The following is a 15,251-nucleotide window of genomic DNA, read 5'->3' on the forward strand; positions in this document are numbered from 1 at the left end:
CCCGCAGGAGGAGTGCCAATAGATCAACAGACCGACAAGAAAGCAAAGAAAGACCAACACCACAAGCCAACCACCAACCGCAAACAGACCAACAACAATGTAAACAAAACGCCAACCCAGCAAGCCAAACGACAAAGCCCACACCACAAACAGACCGCAAAACAAACCACCAGGAACGCAAAAAAGGCCCAAAACCCAATAACAAGCGCCGCAGACACCACCCTTGGACCCCTTATAATCAAAGATTCCATCGCATTTCGGCAGACTTCCAACAATGAGCGACAGCACGCTTGCCAAGAGTTTCGAGCCCCACAACATCGAAGCCCAGTGGGGCCCGGAGTGGGAAAAACGCGGCTATGCCGCCCCCGCCGCGTTCGACGAGAACCGCAAGAACTTCTCGATCCAGTTGCCGCCGCCAAACGTCACGGGCACCCTGCATATGGGCCATGCCTTCAATCAGACGATCATGGACGGCCTCACCCGCTATCACCGCATGCTCGGCGAAAATACCCTCTGGGTGCCCGGCACCGATCACGCGGGTATCGCCACGCAAATCGTCGTCGAACGCCAACTCGACGCGCAAGGCGTCTCGCGCCATGACCTCGGCCGCGAAAAGTTCGTCGAACGCGTCTGGGAATGGAAGCAGCAGTCGGGTTCCACCATCACGAGCCAGGTGCGCCGCATCGGCGCATCGATCGACTGGTCCCGCGAATACTTCACCATGGACGACAAGATGTCCGCCGCCGTGCGCGACGTGTTCGTCCGTCTCTATGAACAGGGCCTGATCTATCGCGGCAAACGCCTCGTCAACTGGGATCCGGTCCTCATGACCGCAGTCTCCGATCTCGAAGTCGCCAGCGAAGAAGAAAACGGCCATTTGTGGCACATCCAGTACCCGCTCGCCGACGGCTCCGGCCATCTGACGGTTGCCACCACACGTCCGGAAACCATGCTCGGCGACGTCGCCGTGATGGTTCATCCGGAAGACGAGCGCTATGCGCAACTGATCGGCAAGATGGTCAAGCTGCCGCTCACCGACCGCGAAATCCCGGTGATCGCCGACGACTACGTCGACCGCGAATTCGGCACCGGCGTAGTCAAGGTGACGCCTGCGCACGACCTGAACGACTATCAGGTCGGCCAGCGCCACGGTCTGCCGCAGATCGAAATTCTCACGCTCGACGCGAAAATCAACGACAACGCGCCGCAAAAGTATCGCGGTCTGGATCGCTTCGAAGCGCGCAAACAGGTGGTCGCGGATCTCGAAGCCATCGGCCTGCTCGAATCCGTCAAGCCGCACAAGCTGATGGTGCCGCGCGGCGACCGCACGGGCGTGGTGCTCGAGCCGATGCTCACGGACCAGTGGTTCGTCGCCATGAGCAAGCCGGCGCCCGAGGGCACGTACAACCCGGGCAAGTCGATCGCCGAAGCCGCGCTCGACGTGGTGCGCAACGGTCAGATCAAGTTCGTGCCGGAAAACTGGACCACCACGTACTATCAGTGGCTCGAAAACATCCAGGACTGGTGTATCTCCCGCCAGCTCTGGTGGGGCCATCAGATTCCGGCCTGGTACGGCGAAAACGGCGAAATCTTCGTAGCCAAGACCGAAGAAGAAGCGCGCGACCAGGCAGCCGCCAAGGGCTACACGGGCGCGCTGCGGCGTGACGAAGACGTGCTCGACACATGGTTCTCGTCGGCACTCGTGCCCTTCTCGTCACTCGGCTGGCCCAACGAGACCAAGGAATTGCAAGCGTTCCTGCCGTCGTCGGTGCTTGTTACGGGCTTTGACATCATCTTCTTCTGGGTTGCGCGGATGGTCATGATGACCACCCACTTCACCGGCAAGGTGCCATTCGACACCGTTTACGTGCACGGACTGGTGCGCGATGCCGAAGGGCAGAAGATGTCGAAGAGCAAGGGCAATACGCTCGACCCGATCGATATCGTCGACGGCATCGATCTCGACGCGCTGGTCGCCAAGCGCACCACCGGCCTGATGAATCCGAAGCAGGCGGCATCCATCGAGAAAAAGACCCGCAAGGAATTCCCGGAAGGCATCCCCGCGTTCGGCACCGACGCGCTGCGCTTCACGATGGCGTCGATGGCCACGCTCGGCCGCAACGTCAATTTCGACCTCGCACGCTGCGAGGGCTATCGGAACTTCTGCAACAAGCTGTGGAACGCCACCCGCTTCGTGCTGATGAACTGCGAAGGCCACGACTGCGGCTTCAGCAAGCCCGCTGACGCTTGTGGTCCCGATGCCGCGGGCGGATGTGGCCCGGGCGCCTATCTCGACTTTTCGCAGGCCGACCGCTGGATCGTCTCGCATCTGCAGCGCGCCGAGGCCGAAGTGGCCAAGGGCTTTGCCGACTACCGCTTCGACAATGTGGCCAACGCCCTATACAAGTTCGTGTGGGACGAATACTGTGATTGGTATCTCGAACTCGCCAAGGTGCAGATCCAGAACGGCACGCCGGAACAGCAGCGTGCCACCCGCCGGACCTTGCTGCGCGTGCTCGAAACGGTATTACGCCTCGCGCACCCGGTGATCCCGTTTATCACCGAGGCGCTGTGGCAAAAGGTGGCGCCGCTCGCCGACCGCTACCCGCAGGGTGTGGCCGAAGGTGAAGCCTCGATCATGGTGCAGCCGTACCCGATCGCGGAGCCGGGCAAGCTGGACGAGGCTGCCGAGCAGTGGGTGGCCGACCTGAAGACGATGATCGACGCCTGCCGCAACCTGCGTGGAGAGATGAACCTGTCGCCCGCGACCAAGGTGCCGCTGCTCGCCACCGGCAACGCGGAGCGCCTGAGCAGTTTTGCGCCGTACGCCCAGGCGCTGGCGCGATTGTCGGAAGTGCAGATCATCGCGGACGAAGCAAGCCTCGACGGACAGACGCATGGCGCGCCAATTGCTATCGTAGGAAACGACAAGCTGGCGCTGAAGGTGGAAATCGATATCGCAGCTGAACGCGAACGCTTGTCGAAAGAGATTGCACGGTTGGGCGCTGAAGTCCAGAAATGTAACGCAAAGCTGCAAAATGAAAGCTTTGTTGCAAAAGCCCCGCCCGCAGTCGTTGAGCAGGAGCAGAAAAGGCTGGCAGAATACGAATCGACCATCGGCAAGCTGAATGCGCAGCTCGCGCGCCTGCCGGCCTGATTGATGCTCCGCGCCTGTGCCTCGGCACAGGCGTCGCCACTAGAGGACTCAGGGTAATCACATGCTAAAAGTTACAAAAGCGGTATTTCCGGTAGCAGGTCTTGGCACCCGGTTCCTCCCCGCCACCAAGGCGAGTCCGAAAGAAATGCTGCCCGTCGTCGACAAGCCGCTGATCCAGTACGCGGTTGAAGAGGCGATGGCAGCGGGAATCACCGAGATGATCTTCGTCACGGGGCGCAGCAAGCGTGCGATCGAGGACCATTTCGACAAGTCGTACGAGATCGAAGCCGAACTGGAAGCGCGCGGCAAGGACAAGCTGCTGGAACTGGTGCGCAGCATCAAGCCGAGCCATGTGGATTGTTTCTACGTGCGCCAGGCGGAAGCGCTGGGGCTGGGCCATGCGGTGATGTGCGCTGAGAAGCTGGTGGGCGATAACCCGTTTGCCGTCATCCTCGCGGACGACTTGCTGTACGGCAAGCCGCCTGTCATGGCGCAGATGATCGAGGTGTTCGACCACTATCACAGCTCGGTGATCGGCGTGGAGGAGATCCCGGCATCGGAGACGAAGTCGTACGGTATCGTCGATGGCAAGGAGTGGGAAGACTCAATTGTCAAGATGTCGGGCATTGTCGAGAAGCCGGCGCCGGAAGTCGCGCCGTCGAATCTCGGCGTCGTGGGTCGCTACGTGCTCAAGCCGCGGATTTTTGAACATCTGCGCTCGCTCAAGCCGGGTGCCGGCGGCGAACTGCAGTTGACGGACGCCATTCAGTCGCTGCTCGCCGACGAACAGGTGCTCGCGTACAAGTATCACGGTACGCGTTTCGACTGCGGCAGCAAGCTCGGTTACCTCAAGGCGACTGTCGAATTCGCGCTGCGCCATCCGGAAGTGGCGGCCGACTTCGAAGAGTATCTGCGCACCCGCTCGCCGGTGCTGGAAGGCTAAGCGAAACAGGTGAAAGCGCGGAAAACCGTGCTTTAGACGCCAAAAAGGCGCTGTGGCCCGCAATCTGCGGTGCGACAGCGCCTTTTTCTATGGCGCGGAGTGCTGATACGGTGCGAAGTATTTACGGTGCCGAGCGCCTATATACGGCGGGCTCCTCGTGGGCAAGTACCGCGCGTTTGGAGCACGCCAGGCCATGATCCGACCAGCCGCTGCCTCGCGACAAACCAGCACCGTATCAGCGCCGCCGCATCAAAAAGGTGAACACCTTGTCCTGCGTGGAGACATCAACAATTTCATTGCCAGTCTGCTTGGCAAACGCGGCGAAATCGCGTTGTGAGCCGGGATCGGTGGCGAGCACCTTGAGTATCTGGCCGCTTTCCATATCGGCTAGCGCCTTTTTGGCGCGCAAAATGGGCAGCGGACAGTTCAGGCCGCGCGCATCGACTTCCTTGTGAACCTGAATTTGCATCGACGATGACCTTCGAGATGAGGCGTCGCGTCAGAGCGCGTGAAACGCGCAAGGCGCCGGACAGAGGGTCAAATTCTACAGCAGCCGCACTTTGACCGCCGAAGCGGGGCGTGAAGCGCGGCTGACCGCCCCCCAGACCGAACCTACAACATCACCGCCTCTCCACTCTGCAACGATGCCCTCAACGCACTGCCGATCCGTGTCGCCTCCAGCGCATCAGCCAGCGTCGCGCCGGACGATGCCCCGCCCTGCACCGCCGCCACAAACTCGCGCGCTTCGTAAAGGAACGCATCCTCGAAACGATCGAAGAAAGTCGGCGTGCACTCGTTGCGGATGCCACTCGCGTCAGCAATCTCCACGCGGTTATGACGCGGGTTCTGGCCAATCGTCATCGCCCCCGTGGTGCCGATCACTTCGCTGCCGGTGTCGTTGCCGTGCGCCATGGTGCGCGATGCGTAAAACATCGCAAGGCTGCCGTTTTCGAATTCGCAGATCGCCACGCCGTTATCGACATCGCCGAATTCGCGCAGCCCTTCATGCAGCGCCACCGTACCGCTCGCAAACACGCGCTTCGCACGAGGTTTGCCGAGCAGCCAGCGCGCCACGTCGATATCATGCACGGTGCAGTCGAGAAAAATCCCGCCCGAAGTCGGCGCAAAGCGCACGAAGAAGCCGTCCGGATCGTTCTTGTCGCAGGTCTGTGAGCGCACCATGAACGGCCGCCCAATCTTGCCCGCGGCGATCTTGTCGAACGCGTCGCGATAGCTCGGATCGAAACGGCGCATGAAACCAATGGTGGCCTGCAGATGCGGCCGCTGTTCGGATTCTGCTAACACTCGCTCGCACTCCGCGAGATCCAGCGAAAGCGGTTTCTCGCAAAAGACGTGCTTGCCGGCGCGCAGCGCATCGACAATCTGTTGCGCGTGCAATGCAGACGGCGTCACGAGCCACACCGCATCCACCTCGCTATCGTTGAGCAAAGCCGCGTAGTCCTCATAAAGGCGCGGCGCGGGCAGGTTCTCTTGCGCCCACGCAAGCTCTTCCTGAAGCGGACTGCAGGCAGCCACCAGAGCGGCGCCCGGCACACGGTACGCGAGATTCTCCGCGTGACGTTTACCGAGCCGCCCCAAACCCACGACACCCACGCGCACCAGTTTCCGGTTCGTCCCCGTCATCATGCATCTCCCCCAACCCGCACCGGACGCCCTTCGCGCCATGAACGCGTGGCGGCGTCAGCCAGTTCCAGCGCCTTCAGACCATCGGCCACCGTCGTGCGAACCGGTTTGCCCTGAGTGACCGCTTCGAAGAAGTGAGCGATTTCCGCCGCGTAGGCAGCCCGATAGCGTTCGAGAAAAAACGCCTCAGGCACGTCGCTCGATACTGCCGTTTTGGAATACGCGGTCACTTCGGTGGGGCGCACATTACCGGCTTGTAGCATGCCAGCACTGCCAAGCACTTCGAAGCGTTGGTCGTAGCCATACGCCGCGCGCCGCGCCGTATTGATCTGGCAAAGACGGCCACTCTTCGTGCGAATCGTCACTGCAGTCGAATCGATATCGCCCGCTTCCGCAATGGCCGGATCGCTCAGACAGCTACCGGTGGCGTGCAGCGTCTCGGCTTCGTCGTCGAGAATCCAGCGGAAAATGTCGAAGTCGTGGATCAGCATGTCCTTGAAGATGCCGCCCGAATGCTTGATGTACTCAACCGGCGGCGCGCCCGGATCGCGGCTGGTGACGATCAGCATTTCCGGCGTGCCGATTTCGCCCGCCTCGATACGTGCCTTCACCGCCGCAAAAGTCGGATCGAAACGGCGCTGAAAACCGATCATGCACACCACGCCCGCTTTCGCCACTGCGTCCGCACAGGCGCGTGCACGCTCCAGCGTCAGGTCCACGGGTTTTTCGCAGAAAACATGCTTCTTCTGCGCAGCCGATTGCAGAATCAGATCGGCATGGGTATCCGTGCTTGAACAGATCACCGTGGCACCGACCGACGCATCGCCCATCGCGCCGTCAATATCCGTCACCTGAGCGCCGTGCAACGCAGCGAGCGCTGCCGCTGCGTCGCGGTTCACGTCCACCACGTACTTGAGACGCACGCCCGGCTGCCGCGCGAGATTGGCCGCGTGAATCCGGCCAATACGACCTGCACCGAACACAGCTACATCCATTACCTTGTTGCCAGCTACATCAGTCATCGTATCCTCCAGTGTCCTTGGATTCTTCTACGTTCAATTCAAGCTTGTACGCGAGCGCGATAAACAGCGCCTGGCACAGGCAGATGGTGCTGGTGAGCGAGCGAAACGCGAACGCGCTCCCCTCTTTCACATACAGTTGATTGGTGGCGTAGCGCGACAGCGGTGATAGTTGGCTATCCGTAATAACTAGCGTCTTTGCCTGATGGTGATGTGCCACGCGCAGGCAGTACTGCGTCTCCTTGGCATACGGAGCGAAGCTGATCGCGATCACCACATCACCCTTGCGGACGCTGCGAATCTGTTCGCGATACATGCCACCGAAGCCAGACACGAGGTGCACACGCTTGGGCGTGTGCTGAAGCGCATAGACGATATAACTCGCTACCGGAAACGAACGCCGCACGCCTAACACGTAAATGTTGTCGGCATGCTGAAGCATCTTCACGGCGGCATCGAATTGCGCGTCGTCGAGACCCGCTTCCAGTTCGTCGAGGCCGCCTCGACAGGCCCCGATGAATTCACGCGCGACGGAACCGCCCGAGAGCGCACCCGGCTTGTCGTCGATCAACTTGCGAATGCGCTGCTGATAACTAGGCGACGACGTACCCTGCCCCGTATACGCCTGACGAAACACGGCTTGCAGATCCGAGAAACCCGAAAAGCCAAAACGCTGCGCAAAGCGCACGACCGCCGACGGATGCACGCCGCAACTCGTCGCGATGTCGCTAGTGCGATCCACCATCACGCTTGAGCGGTGCTGCTCCAGATACGTCGCGACACTCTTTAACTGGCGCGGCAACGACTCGTAGTTATCCGCGATGCGCTGCATCAAATCGTCGACGCTCGGCAATTCTGCTGTGCTCTCTTCCGCCATGGCTCTTCCTTCCATCCTTTATTGCACTGCGCAACAGCGGCTCTGGCGCCGCCGCATGGCTCTTTGTACAGGACCTTCGCAGGCTGCTGACGTTGCAAATTATAGGCAGCACCGCCCACAAATGGAAAGTATTTTCCATTTTTATTTGACATGAAATTTTCATTGCATCGACCCAAAAGATGGCCTAATCTTGGTCCTGAGCGAGGTGAAGCGAGCATGCGTGTAAACGCTAAGAGGGCTCGAAAGTTGGAGATCACCCGCTCCCTTCAATAACGACAGACCGATAAAGGTGGAGACAATGAGACTTTGCAATGGCAAGGCTGTGCTCAAGATTCTGGTGGCGGCACTGGCGCTGACGGCGGGCATCACAGCCACAACGGCAGCTCGCGCTGCCGATGCGCACTTCGTATTGATCAGCCACGCACCAGACTCGGATTCCTGGTGGAACACCATCAAGAACGCCATCAAACAGGCTGACGAAGACTTCAACGTCCAGACCGACTACCGCAATCCTCCGAACGGCGACATTGCCGACATGGCCCGTCTGATCGAACAGGCTGCGGCGCGCAATTACGACGGGGTGATCGTCACCATCGCCGACTACGACGTGCTGAAGAGCTCGATCGCCAAGGTCACCGAAAAGCATATTCCGCTCGTCACGATCAATTCGGGCACCGAACAGCAAAGCGCGGATCTCGGCGCGATTATGCATATCGGCCAGCCTGAATACGCAGCGGGTAAAGCCGCCGGTGAAAAGGCGAAAGCCGCGGGCGTCAAATCGTTTCTTTGCGTAAACCACTATGCGACCAACCCGGCATCGTTCGAACGTTGCCGCGGCTTTGCTGACGCACTCGGAGTCGACTTCAAGACCTCCACGCTCGACGCCGGCACTGATCCGACCGGCATCCAGTCGAAGGTGAGCGCGTATCTGCGCAATCACCCGGACACGGGCGGCGTACTCGCACTGGGGCCGCTGTCGGCTGCACCTACCATCAAGGCGCTGCAGCAAATGGGCCTCGCCGGCAAGATGTGGTTCGCGACCTTCGACTTTGACGATGACATCGCCAAGGCCATCAAGGACGGCACCTGCCAGTTCGCAATCGACCAGCAACCGTACCTGCAGGGCTATATCGCCGTAGCTGTGCTGGCCATCGTGAAGAAAGACCACACCACAGATCCGGCGAAGATCGCCCAGATCCTGAAGGCCAATACGAAATTCCAGGGCCGCTTGTCCACCTACGGGCTGGCTCCTTCCTACGGACCGCGCAATATCGGCTCCGGTCCGGGTTTCATTACCAAGGAGAACATCGACAAGGTGATCAAGTACGCAGGTCAGTATCGCTAAGGAATCTCGCATGGAGTGCGGAACAGGGCCCCCTGTTTCCGCTGACTTGAAGGGAGCGCGTGCCGCCAGCGGTCACGGGCCGGGTCGCACTCGCCCCCCTTTTTGCAATGTTTCACTTGCATCACGCGCCTTTCACGCAGCGTCGACGAGACGCCACGCACCGGTGCATCAAGGAGAGCTTCAATGGGCGTCGCCAACCCTTTTCACGCTAAACACCCCCCCTCCGACAAGGACGCGGCACCCGCCGCGGGGGCCACGTCAGCCACGCCAGTTGCATCCGATGAGCGCGTGCGCAGTGAATCCTGGTTCAAACATCTGTTGAACCGACCTGAGTTCGCCGCACTGGCCGGCGCTGTGATGGTCTTCCTCGTGTTTGGGCTTGCCGCCGGCAACTCCGGCATGTTCGCCCTCGACGGCGTGATGAACTGGTCGCAGGTGGCGGCGTATCTCGGCATCATCGCCGTCGGCGCGTGCCTCTTGATGATCGCCGGTGAGTTCGACCTTTCGATCGGCTCGATGATCGGCTTCGCTGGCATGATGGTCGCGCTGCCCACCATGTATTTCCACTGGCCGATCGCGCTATCCATCCTGTTTGCGTTCATTGGTTCGATGCTGCTTGGGGCGCTGAACGGCTACCTCGTAATGCGAACGCGGCTGCCTTCGTTTATCGTCACGCTCGCGTTCCTGTTCATTCTGCGCGGCCTCACGCTGGCGCTCTCGGTGATGTTCGCGGATCGCACCATCATCTCCGGTGTCGGCGACGTCGCGGCGCAAGACTGGCTCGCCCATACGTTATTCCAGGGCGTCGCGTTCAAGGGTCTGTTCGTCGCGCTCGGACATATGGGCATCGTGAAGATGCTCGACAACGGTAATCCGCTCGTGCCGGGGATCCCGAAGGTCATCCTCTGGTGGTTTGGGCTCGCCGCGGTATGCGCTTTCGTCCTCGCCAAGACGCGCGTCGGCAACTGGATCTTTGCTGTGGGCGGCGATGCCAATGCAGCCAAAAACGTCGGTGTGCCGGTTCGTCGAGTAAAGATTTCGCTCTTCGTGCTGACCGCATTCTGCTCGTGCCTCTATGCCGTGCTGCAAGTGTGTGACATCGGCTCGGCTGCGGCGGACCGTGGCCTGCAAGCCGAATTCGAAGCCATCATCGCGGCGGTGATCGGCGGCACGCTGCTGACCGGCGGTTACGGCTCGGTGATTGGCGCCTGCTTCGGCGCATTGATCTTCGGCGTCGTGCAGATCGGCATTACCTACACGAACATCGATTCGGACTGGTTCCGCGTTTTCCTCGGCGTGATGTTGCTGTTCGCGGTGCTGTTCAACCACTACGTGCGCAGCCGCGTTTCGACATCGCGCTAAGCAAGGAGCTCAAGATGAGTACGACACAAGCTGCTGGCGACGACTACATCCTGTCGCTCGAAAATGTGAGCCGCTATTTCGGCAACGTGATTGCGCTGAAAGACATCACGATTCGCCTCAAACGCGGTGAAGTGCATTGCCTGCTCGGCGATAACGGCGCGGGCAAGTCAACCTTGATCAAGACGTTGGCCGGTGTTCACCAGCCAAGTGAAGGGACGTACCTCGTGGACGGCAAGCCGGTTCACTTCACGTCGCCGAAAGACGCCCTCGATCTGGGCATCGCCACCGTGTATCAGGATCTTGCGCTGGTGCCGTTGCTCTCGGTGGCGCGCAACTTCTTCATGGGACGCGAACCGCAGAAAAAGCTGTTTGGCTTCATCAACGTGATGGACCTCGATCACTGCGCCACCGCCTCGCGCGATAAGCTCGCGGAAATGGGCATCAACGTGCGCGATCCGCATCAGCCGATCGGCACCATGTCCGGCGGCGAAAAGCAGTGTCTCGCCATTGCGCGGGCTATTCACTTTGGCGCACGCGTGCTGATTCTCGATGAGCCGACCGCTGCACTCGGCGTGAAGCAAAGCTTCAATGTGCTGAAGCTGATTCACACTGCACGCGCCAAAGGCATCTCAGTGATCTTTATTACGCACAACGTGCACCACGCCTACCCGATCGGCGATTCTTTTACGCTGCTCAATCGCGGCAAATCGCTCGGCACCTTCACCAAGGAAACCATCACCAAGGATGAAGTGCTCGACATGATGGCCGGCGGAGCGGAAATGCAGAAGATGATCGGCGAGCTGGAAGGCGCGACGATCTGATTGGCACGACGCCCTGGCGACGATGTGGCCAGGCTGCGCGTATTGATCCCGCGCACCTGACCCGCGCCTTTGCTTCATAGCGTGCTTCGATATTCAGGAAATTCCATGGCTCTTACCCGTAATCCTCCCCCTGCCGCTGCCAGCCGCTTTGCGTCGGGCCGCAGCCGCGACGTTATCTGCCTCGGCCGGCTCGCCGTCGATCTCTACGCGCAGCAGGTCGGCGCGCGGCTCGAAGACGTGTCGAGCTTTGCGAAGTATCTCGGCGGCTCGTCCGCGAATATCGCCTTCGGCTGTGCGCGCCTCGGCCTTAGCTCCGCGATGCTCGCGCGTGTCGGCAACGACCATATGGGCCGCTTTCTCACCGAGACGCTCACCAAGGAAGGCTGCGACGTCAGCCACGTGCGCGTCGATCAAGACCGTCTGACCGCGCTCGTCATACTCGGTCTCAAGGATCGCGACACCTTCCCGCTGATTTTCTATCGCGAAGATTGTGCGGATATGGCCGTGGACGAAGCCGATTTCGACGAAGCCTTCATTGCTTCAGCGAAAGCGCTGGTGATCACCGGCACGCACTTTTCGACCGAACAGGTGAACCGCACCAGCCGCCGCGCACTGGATTACGCGCGTCGTAACGGTGTGCGTACGGTGCTCGATATCGACTACCGTCCTGTCCTATGGGGACTCACGGGCAAGGCTGATGGCGAGACCCGCTTCGTCGCTAATGAAGACGTCACCGCGCACATCCAGCGCATTCTGCCGCTGATGGATCTGGTGATCGGCACCGAAGAAGAGTTTCGCATTGCCGGCGGCAAAACTGACCTGATTGATGCGCTTGCGATGGTGCGGGCTGTGACCCCTGCCACGCTCGTGGTGAAACGTGGACCGCTGGGCTGTCAGATCATCGACGGCGACGTGCCCGCGAGACTCGACGATGCGCCGATTCAAGGCGGCGTCGAAGTCGAAGTGCTGAACGTGCTTGGCGCGGGCGACGCGTTTGCCTCCGGGTTCCTGTCCGGCTGGTTGCGTGATGAACCGTTAGAAGCGTGCGCACGCGCGGCAAACGCGAGCGGCGCGCTGGTGGTCTCGCGCCACGGTTGCGCGCCTGCCATGCCGACGCCCGCCGAACTCGAGTACTTCCTTAGCGAAGCGAAAGCCGATCCGCAACGCATGCGCCGCCCCGACCTCGACGCGAAGCTCGCGCGGCTGCATCGGGTCACGCCAGCGCGCAAGCAATGGGGCGAAGTCCTCGGCTTCGCGTTCGACCACCGCAATCAGTTCTTCGATCTCGCACAGCAAACCGGTGCGGACGAAGCGCGCGTTGCGCGGCTCAAAGGACTCTTTGTAGAAGCAGTGGCGCAGACCGAAGCCGCGCTTGGTCTGGAAGGCCGCATCGGTGTACTGATCGACGACCGCTACGGCCAGGACGCGCTGAACGCGGCGACCGGCCGCGGCTGGTGGATCGGCCGACCGGTGGAACTGCCGGGTTCGGTGCCGCTCGTGTTCGATCATGGCCGCTCGATCGGCACAACGCTGATCAACTGGCCGCAGGAGCACGTGGTCAAGTGTCTGGTTCAATACCATCCGGACGAGCCGATCGAACAACGGCTCGAACAGGAAGCGCAGATACGCGCGCTTTATGACGCCACCCAGGCAAGCGGCCATGAACTGCTGCTCGAAGTGATTCCGCCCAAGAACTTGCCGCAAGCGCCGGACACGGTCTATCGCGCGTTGAAGCGCCTGTACAACATCGGCATCTATCCGGAATGGTGGAAGCTCGAACCGATGGAAGCCGCGCAGTGGCAGACCATCGACGCGCTGATCGCCGAGCGCGATCCGCATTGCCGTGGTGTCGTATTGCTGGGCTTGTCTGCCGCCGTCGAGCAACTCAACGAGGGCTTTCGCGCCGCAGCGCAGTCCGCGACCTGCCGCGGCTTCACCGTGGGCCGTACGATTTTCCACGAGCCTAGTCAGGCATGGCTCGCCGGAACAATCAGCGACGATGAAGTGATCGCCCGCGTGCGGGCCACCTTTGAAACGTTGATCGCCTCGTGGCGCGCCGCACGCGGCGATTCGGCCAGCCAGGCGAGCACGTCGCACCCCGTTCACCAGGAGCAGGCGGCATGAACCAACGCGTCTTGCATCACGATGCAGCCAGCACCAGCACAGGCGCATCCAATTCGCCGTCTGCGCAGCGTACGCTGCGACTCACCGCCGCGCAGGCACTGGTGCGTTATCTCGCCGCCCAGCGCGTCAAGACTGAGGACGGTAGCGGCGTCGAGCCATTGTTTGGCGGCGTGTTTGCGATCTTCGGACACGGCAACGTCGCCGGCATCGGTGAGGCGCTGTATCAGCACCGTCACGAACTGCCGACGCTGCGCGCTCACAACGAGCAGGCGATGGCGCACAGCGCGATTGCCTACGCGAAGGCGCACTTCCGGCGCCGGATGATGGCCGTCAGTACGTCCATTGGACCCGGCGCGACCAATCTGCTGACCGCTGCGGCCCTCGCGCACGTGAACCGTTTGCCAGTGCTGCTGTTGCCCGGCGATATCTTCGTCTCACGCGCGCCGGACCCGGTGTTGCAGCAGGTCGAAGACTTTCACGACGGCGGCATTTCAGCGAACGATGCGTTCAAACCGGTCTCGCGTTACTTCGACCGGATCGTGCATCCCGCGCAGTTGCTCACTGCCCTGCCGCGTGCAATGCGCGTACTGACCGACGCGGCGAATTGCGGACCGGTCACCCTTGCCTTGCCACAGGACGTGCAGGCTACCGCATGGGATTTCCCCGCGGACTTCTTCGAGCCGCGCGTGGTGGGCTTCCATTCACCCGCGCCGATTGCCGAGGAAATCGAGGCGGCACTCGCCGTTTTGCGACGCGCGAAGCGCCCCATGATCGTAGCCGGCGGCGGCGTCCTGTATGGCCACGCCACGGATGCGCTGCACGCATTCGCGACCGCGCACGGCATTCCGGTGGCTGAAACGCAGGCCGGTAAAGGCTCGCTCGCCTGGAACGATCCGCTGAACGCCGGGGCCCTGGGCGTTACCGGCTCGCCCGCCGCGAATGCCCTCGCCCATGATGCCGACTGCGTGCTTGCGATCGGCACCCGTCTGCAGGATTTCACCACGGGGTCGAACACGCTGTTCACGCAGGCCGAAGTCATCGGCATCAATGCAAATGCGTTCGATGGCCTCAAGCATCGGGCGCTGGTCGTTCAGGCCGATGCGCGTCTCGCCCTCGCCGCACTCGCTGAACAACTGGACGGCTGGCATGCCGAGCGGACGTGGACCGCTCGTGCCCACAAGCTCTCGGCAAGTTGGCGCGACACCGTGGGCACGCTCACGCATACCCCTCAACGCGACGGTGTGCTGCCGTATGACGCAGACGTCATCGGCGCCGTACAGCGTTCGAGCGACCAATCCACGACCGACGATATCGTGGTCTGCGCGGCCGGCACGCTGCCCGCCGAACTGCACAAGCTGTGGCGAGCAGGACGCCCCGGTGCCTATCACGTCGAGTACGGTTACTCGTGTATGGGCTACGAGATTGCCGGTGGCCTGGGCGCCAAGCTCGCGCATCCCGAGCGTGAAGTGATCGTGATGGTGGGCGACGGCAGCTACCTGATGATGAACAGCGAGATCGCGACCTCGGTGATGCTTGGTGCGAAGCTGATCATCGTCCTGCTCGACAATCGCGGCTACGGTTGCATCAACCGCCTGCAACAGGCCTGCGGTGGCGCGCCGTTTAACAACATGTTCGACGATTGCCAGCAAGGTCCGCTCGGTGCACCCGCGATTGATTTTGCCGCGCATGCGCGTTCGCTAGGTGCGCAGGCCGAGCATGTAGCCAACGTGGCCGAACTCGAAGCCGCGATGCAGCGCGCTCGCGCAGCCGATCGCACCTACCTGGTCAGTATCGACACGGACGCAGCCCGCACCACCGACGATGGCGGCTGGTGGTGGGAAGTGGCCGTACCGGAAGTATCGGCACGCGAGACGGTTCGCGCAGCCCGCGCGCAATACGAAGCACAGATAGCAGCGCGCGCCCAGGCTGCCGACGACACTATCAACGATTGAGGATGGC

The 15,251-nt window shown here is 61.4% G+C and carries 11 protein-coding genes; 7 read left to right on the forward strand and 4 right to left on the reverse strand.

What is annotated here, in order from left to right; translation table 11 throughout:
* Positions 1–274: 274 nt before the first annotated feature.
* Together WCA85_RS12695 and galU are read left to right on the forward strand one after the other, a co-directional pair.
* Complete coding sequence (locus WCA85_RS12695; RefSeq protein ID WP_424064319.1) at positions 275–3,157, forward strand: valine--tRNA ligase; 2,883 nt, start codon at positions 275–277, stop codon at positions 3,155–3,157.
* 61 nt (positions 3,158–3,218) lie between these two features.
* Positions 3,219–4,100 carry a UTP--glucose-1-phosphate uridylyltransferase GalU gene (gene galU / locus WCA85_RS12700; protein ID WP_424064320.1) on the forward strand — a complete coding sequence of 294 codons (882 nt, stop codon included), beginning with the start codon at positions 3,219–3,221 and terminating at the stop codon, positions 4,098–4,100.
* A 235-nt stretch (positions 4,101–4,335) separates the two neighbouring features.
* Here galU and WCA85_RS12705 read toward each other — a convergent pair whose 3' ends face one another.
* The 4 genes from WCA85_RS12705 to WCA85_RS12720 form a co-directional block, all read right to left on the reverse strand.
* Entirely contained in the window at positions 4,336–4,563 is a 228-nt protein-coding gene (locus WCA85_RS12705; protein WP_424064415.1) for a sulfurtransferase TusA family protein, read from the reverse strand.
* A 149-nt stretch (positions 4,564–4,712) separates the two neighbouring features.
* A complete protein-coding gene (locus tag WCA85_RS12710; RefSeq protein ID WP_424064322.1) occupies positions 4,713–5,747 on the reverse strand; it encodes a Gfo/Idh/MocA family oxidoreductase in 1,035 nt (344 codons plus the stop codon).
* The gene (gene iolG / locus WCA85_RS12715) at positions 5,744–6,766 is read right to left on the reverse strand and encodes an inositol 2-dehydrogenase (protein ID WP_424064324.1); all 1,023 of its coding nucleotides are present in this window, start codon (positions 6,764–6,766) and stop codon (positions 5,744–5,746) included. The genes WCA85_RS12710 and iolG overlap by 4 nt, the downstream gene beginning before the upstream one ends.
* Positions 6,759–7,640, reverse strand: coding sequence for a MurR/RpiR family transcriptional regulator (locus WCA85_RS12720; RefSeq protein WP_424064326.1), 882 nt, complete (start codon positions 7,638–7,640; stop codon positions 6,759–6,761). The genes iolG and WCA85_RS12720 overlap by 8 nt, the downstream gene beginning before the upstream one ends.
* Positions 7,641–7,938: 298 nt before the next feature.
* On the opposite strand from WCA85_RS12720, the gene WCA85_RS12725 reads away from it, so the two are divergent.
* The 5 genes from WCA85_RS12725 (at position 7,939) to iolD (ending at position 15,244) form a co-directional block, all read left to right on the forward strand.
* Positions 7,939–8,985, forward strand: a complete 1,047-nt coding sequence (locus WCA85_RS12725; protein WP_424064328.1) for a sugar ABC transporter substrate-binding protein — start codon at positions 7,939–7,941, stop codon at positions 8,983–8,985.
* A gap of 183 nt (positions 8,986–9,168) precedes the next feature.
* Positions 9,169–10,347 carry an ABC transporter permease gene (locus WCA85_RS12730; RefSeq protein WP_424064330.1) on the forward strand — a complete coding sequence of 393 codons (1,179 nt, stop codon included), beginning with the start codon at positions 9,169–9,171 and terminating at the stop codon, positions 10,345–10,347.
* Positions 10,348–10,361: 14 nt separating this feature from the next.
* A complete protein-coding gene (locus tag WCA85_RS12735) occupies positions 10,362–11,168 on the forward strand; it encodes an ATP-binding cassette domain-containing protein (RefSeq protein WP_424064332.1) in 807 nt (268 codons plus the stop codon).
* Positions 11,169–11,273: 105 nt separating this feature from the next.
* Positions 11,274–13,292, forward strand: a complete 2,019-nt coding sequence (locus tag WCA85_RS12740; RefSeq protein ID WP_424064334.1) for a bifunctional 5-dehydro-2-deoxygluconokinase/5-dehydro-2-deoxyphosphogluconate aldolase — start codon at positions 11,274–11,276, stop codon at positions 13,290–13,292.
* Positions 13,289–15,244 (forward strand): 3D-(3,5/4)-trihydroxycyclohexane-1,2-dione acylhydrolase (decyclizing), encoded by a 1,956-nt coding sequence (gene iolD / locus WCA85_RS12745; RefSeq protein ID WP_424064336.1) that lies wholly within the window; start codon positions 13,289–13,291, stop codon positions 15,242–15,244. The genes WCA85_RS12740 and iolD overlap by 4 nt, the downstream gene beginning before the upstream one ends.
* The last annotated feature ends 7 nt before the right edge of the window (positions 15,245–15,251 follow it).

Origin of the sequence: Paraburkholderia sp., from assembly GCF_049581445.1 — a bacterium.
GTDB lineage: Bacteria > Pseudomonadota > Gammaproteobacteria > Burkholderiales > Burkholderiaceae > Paraburkholderia.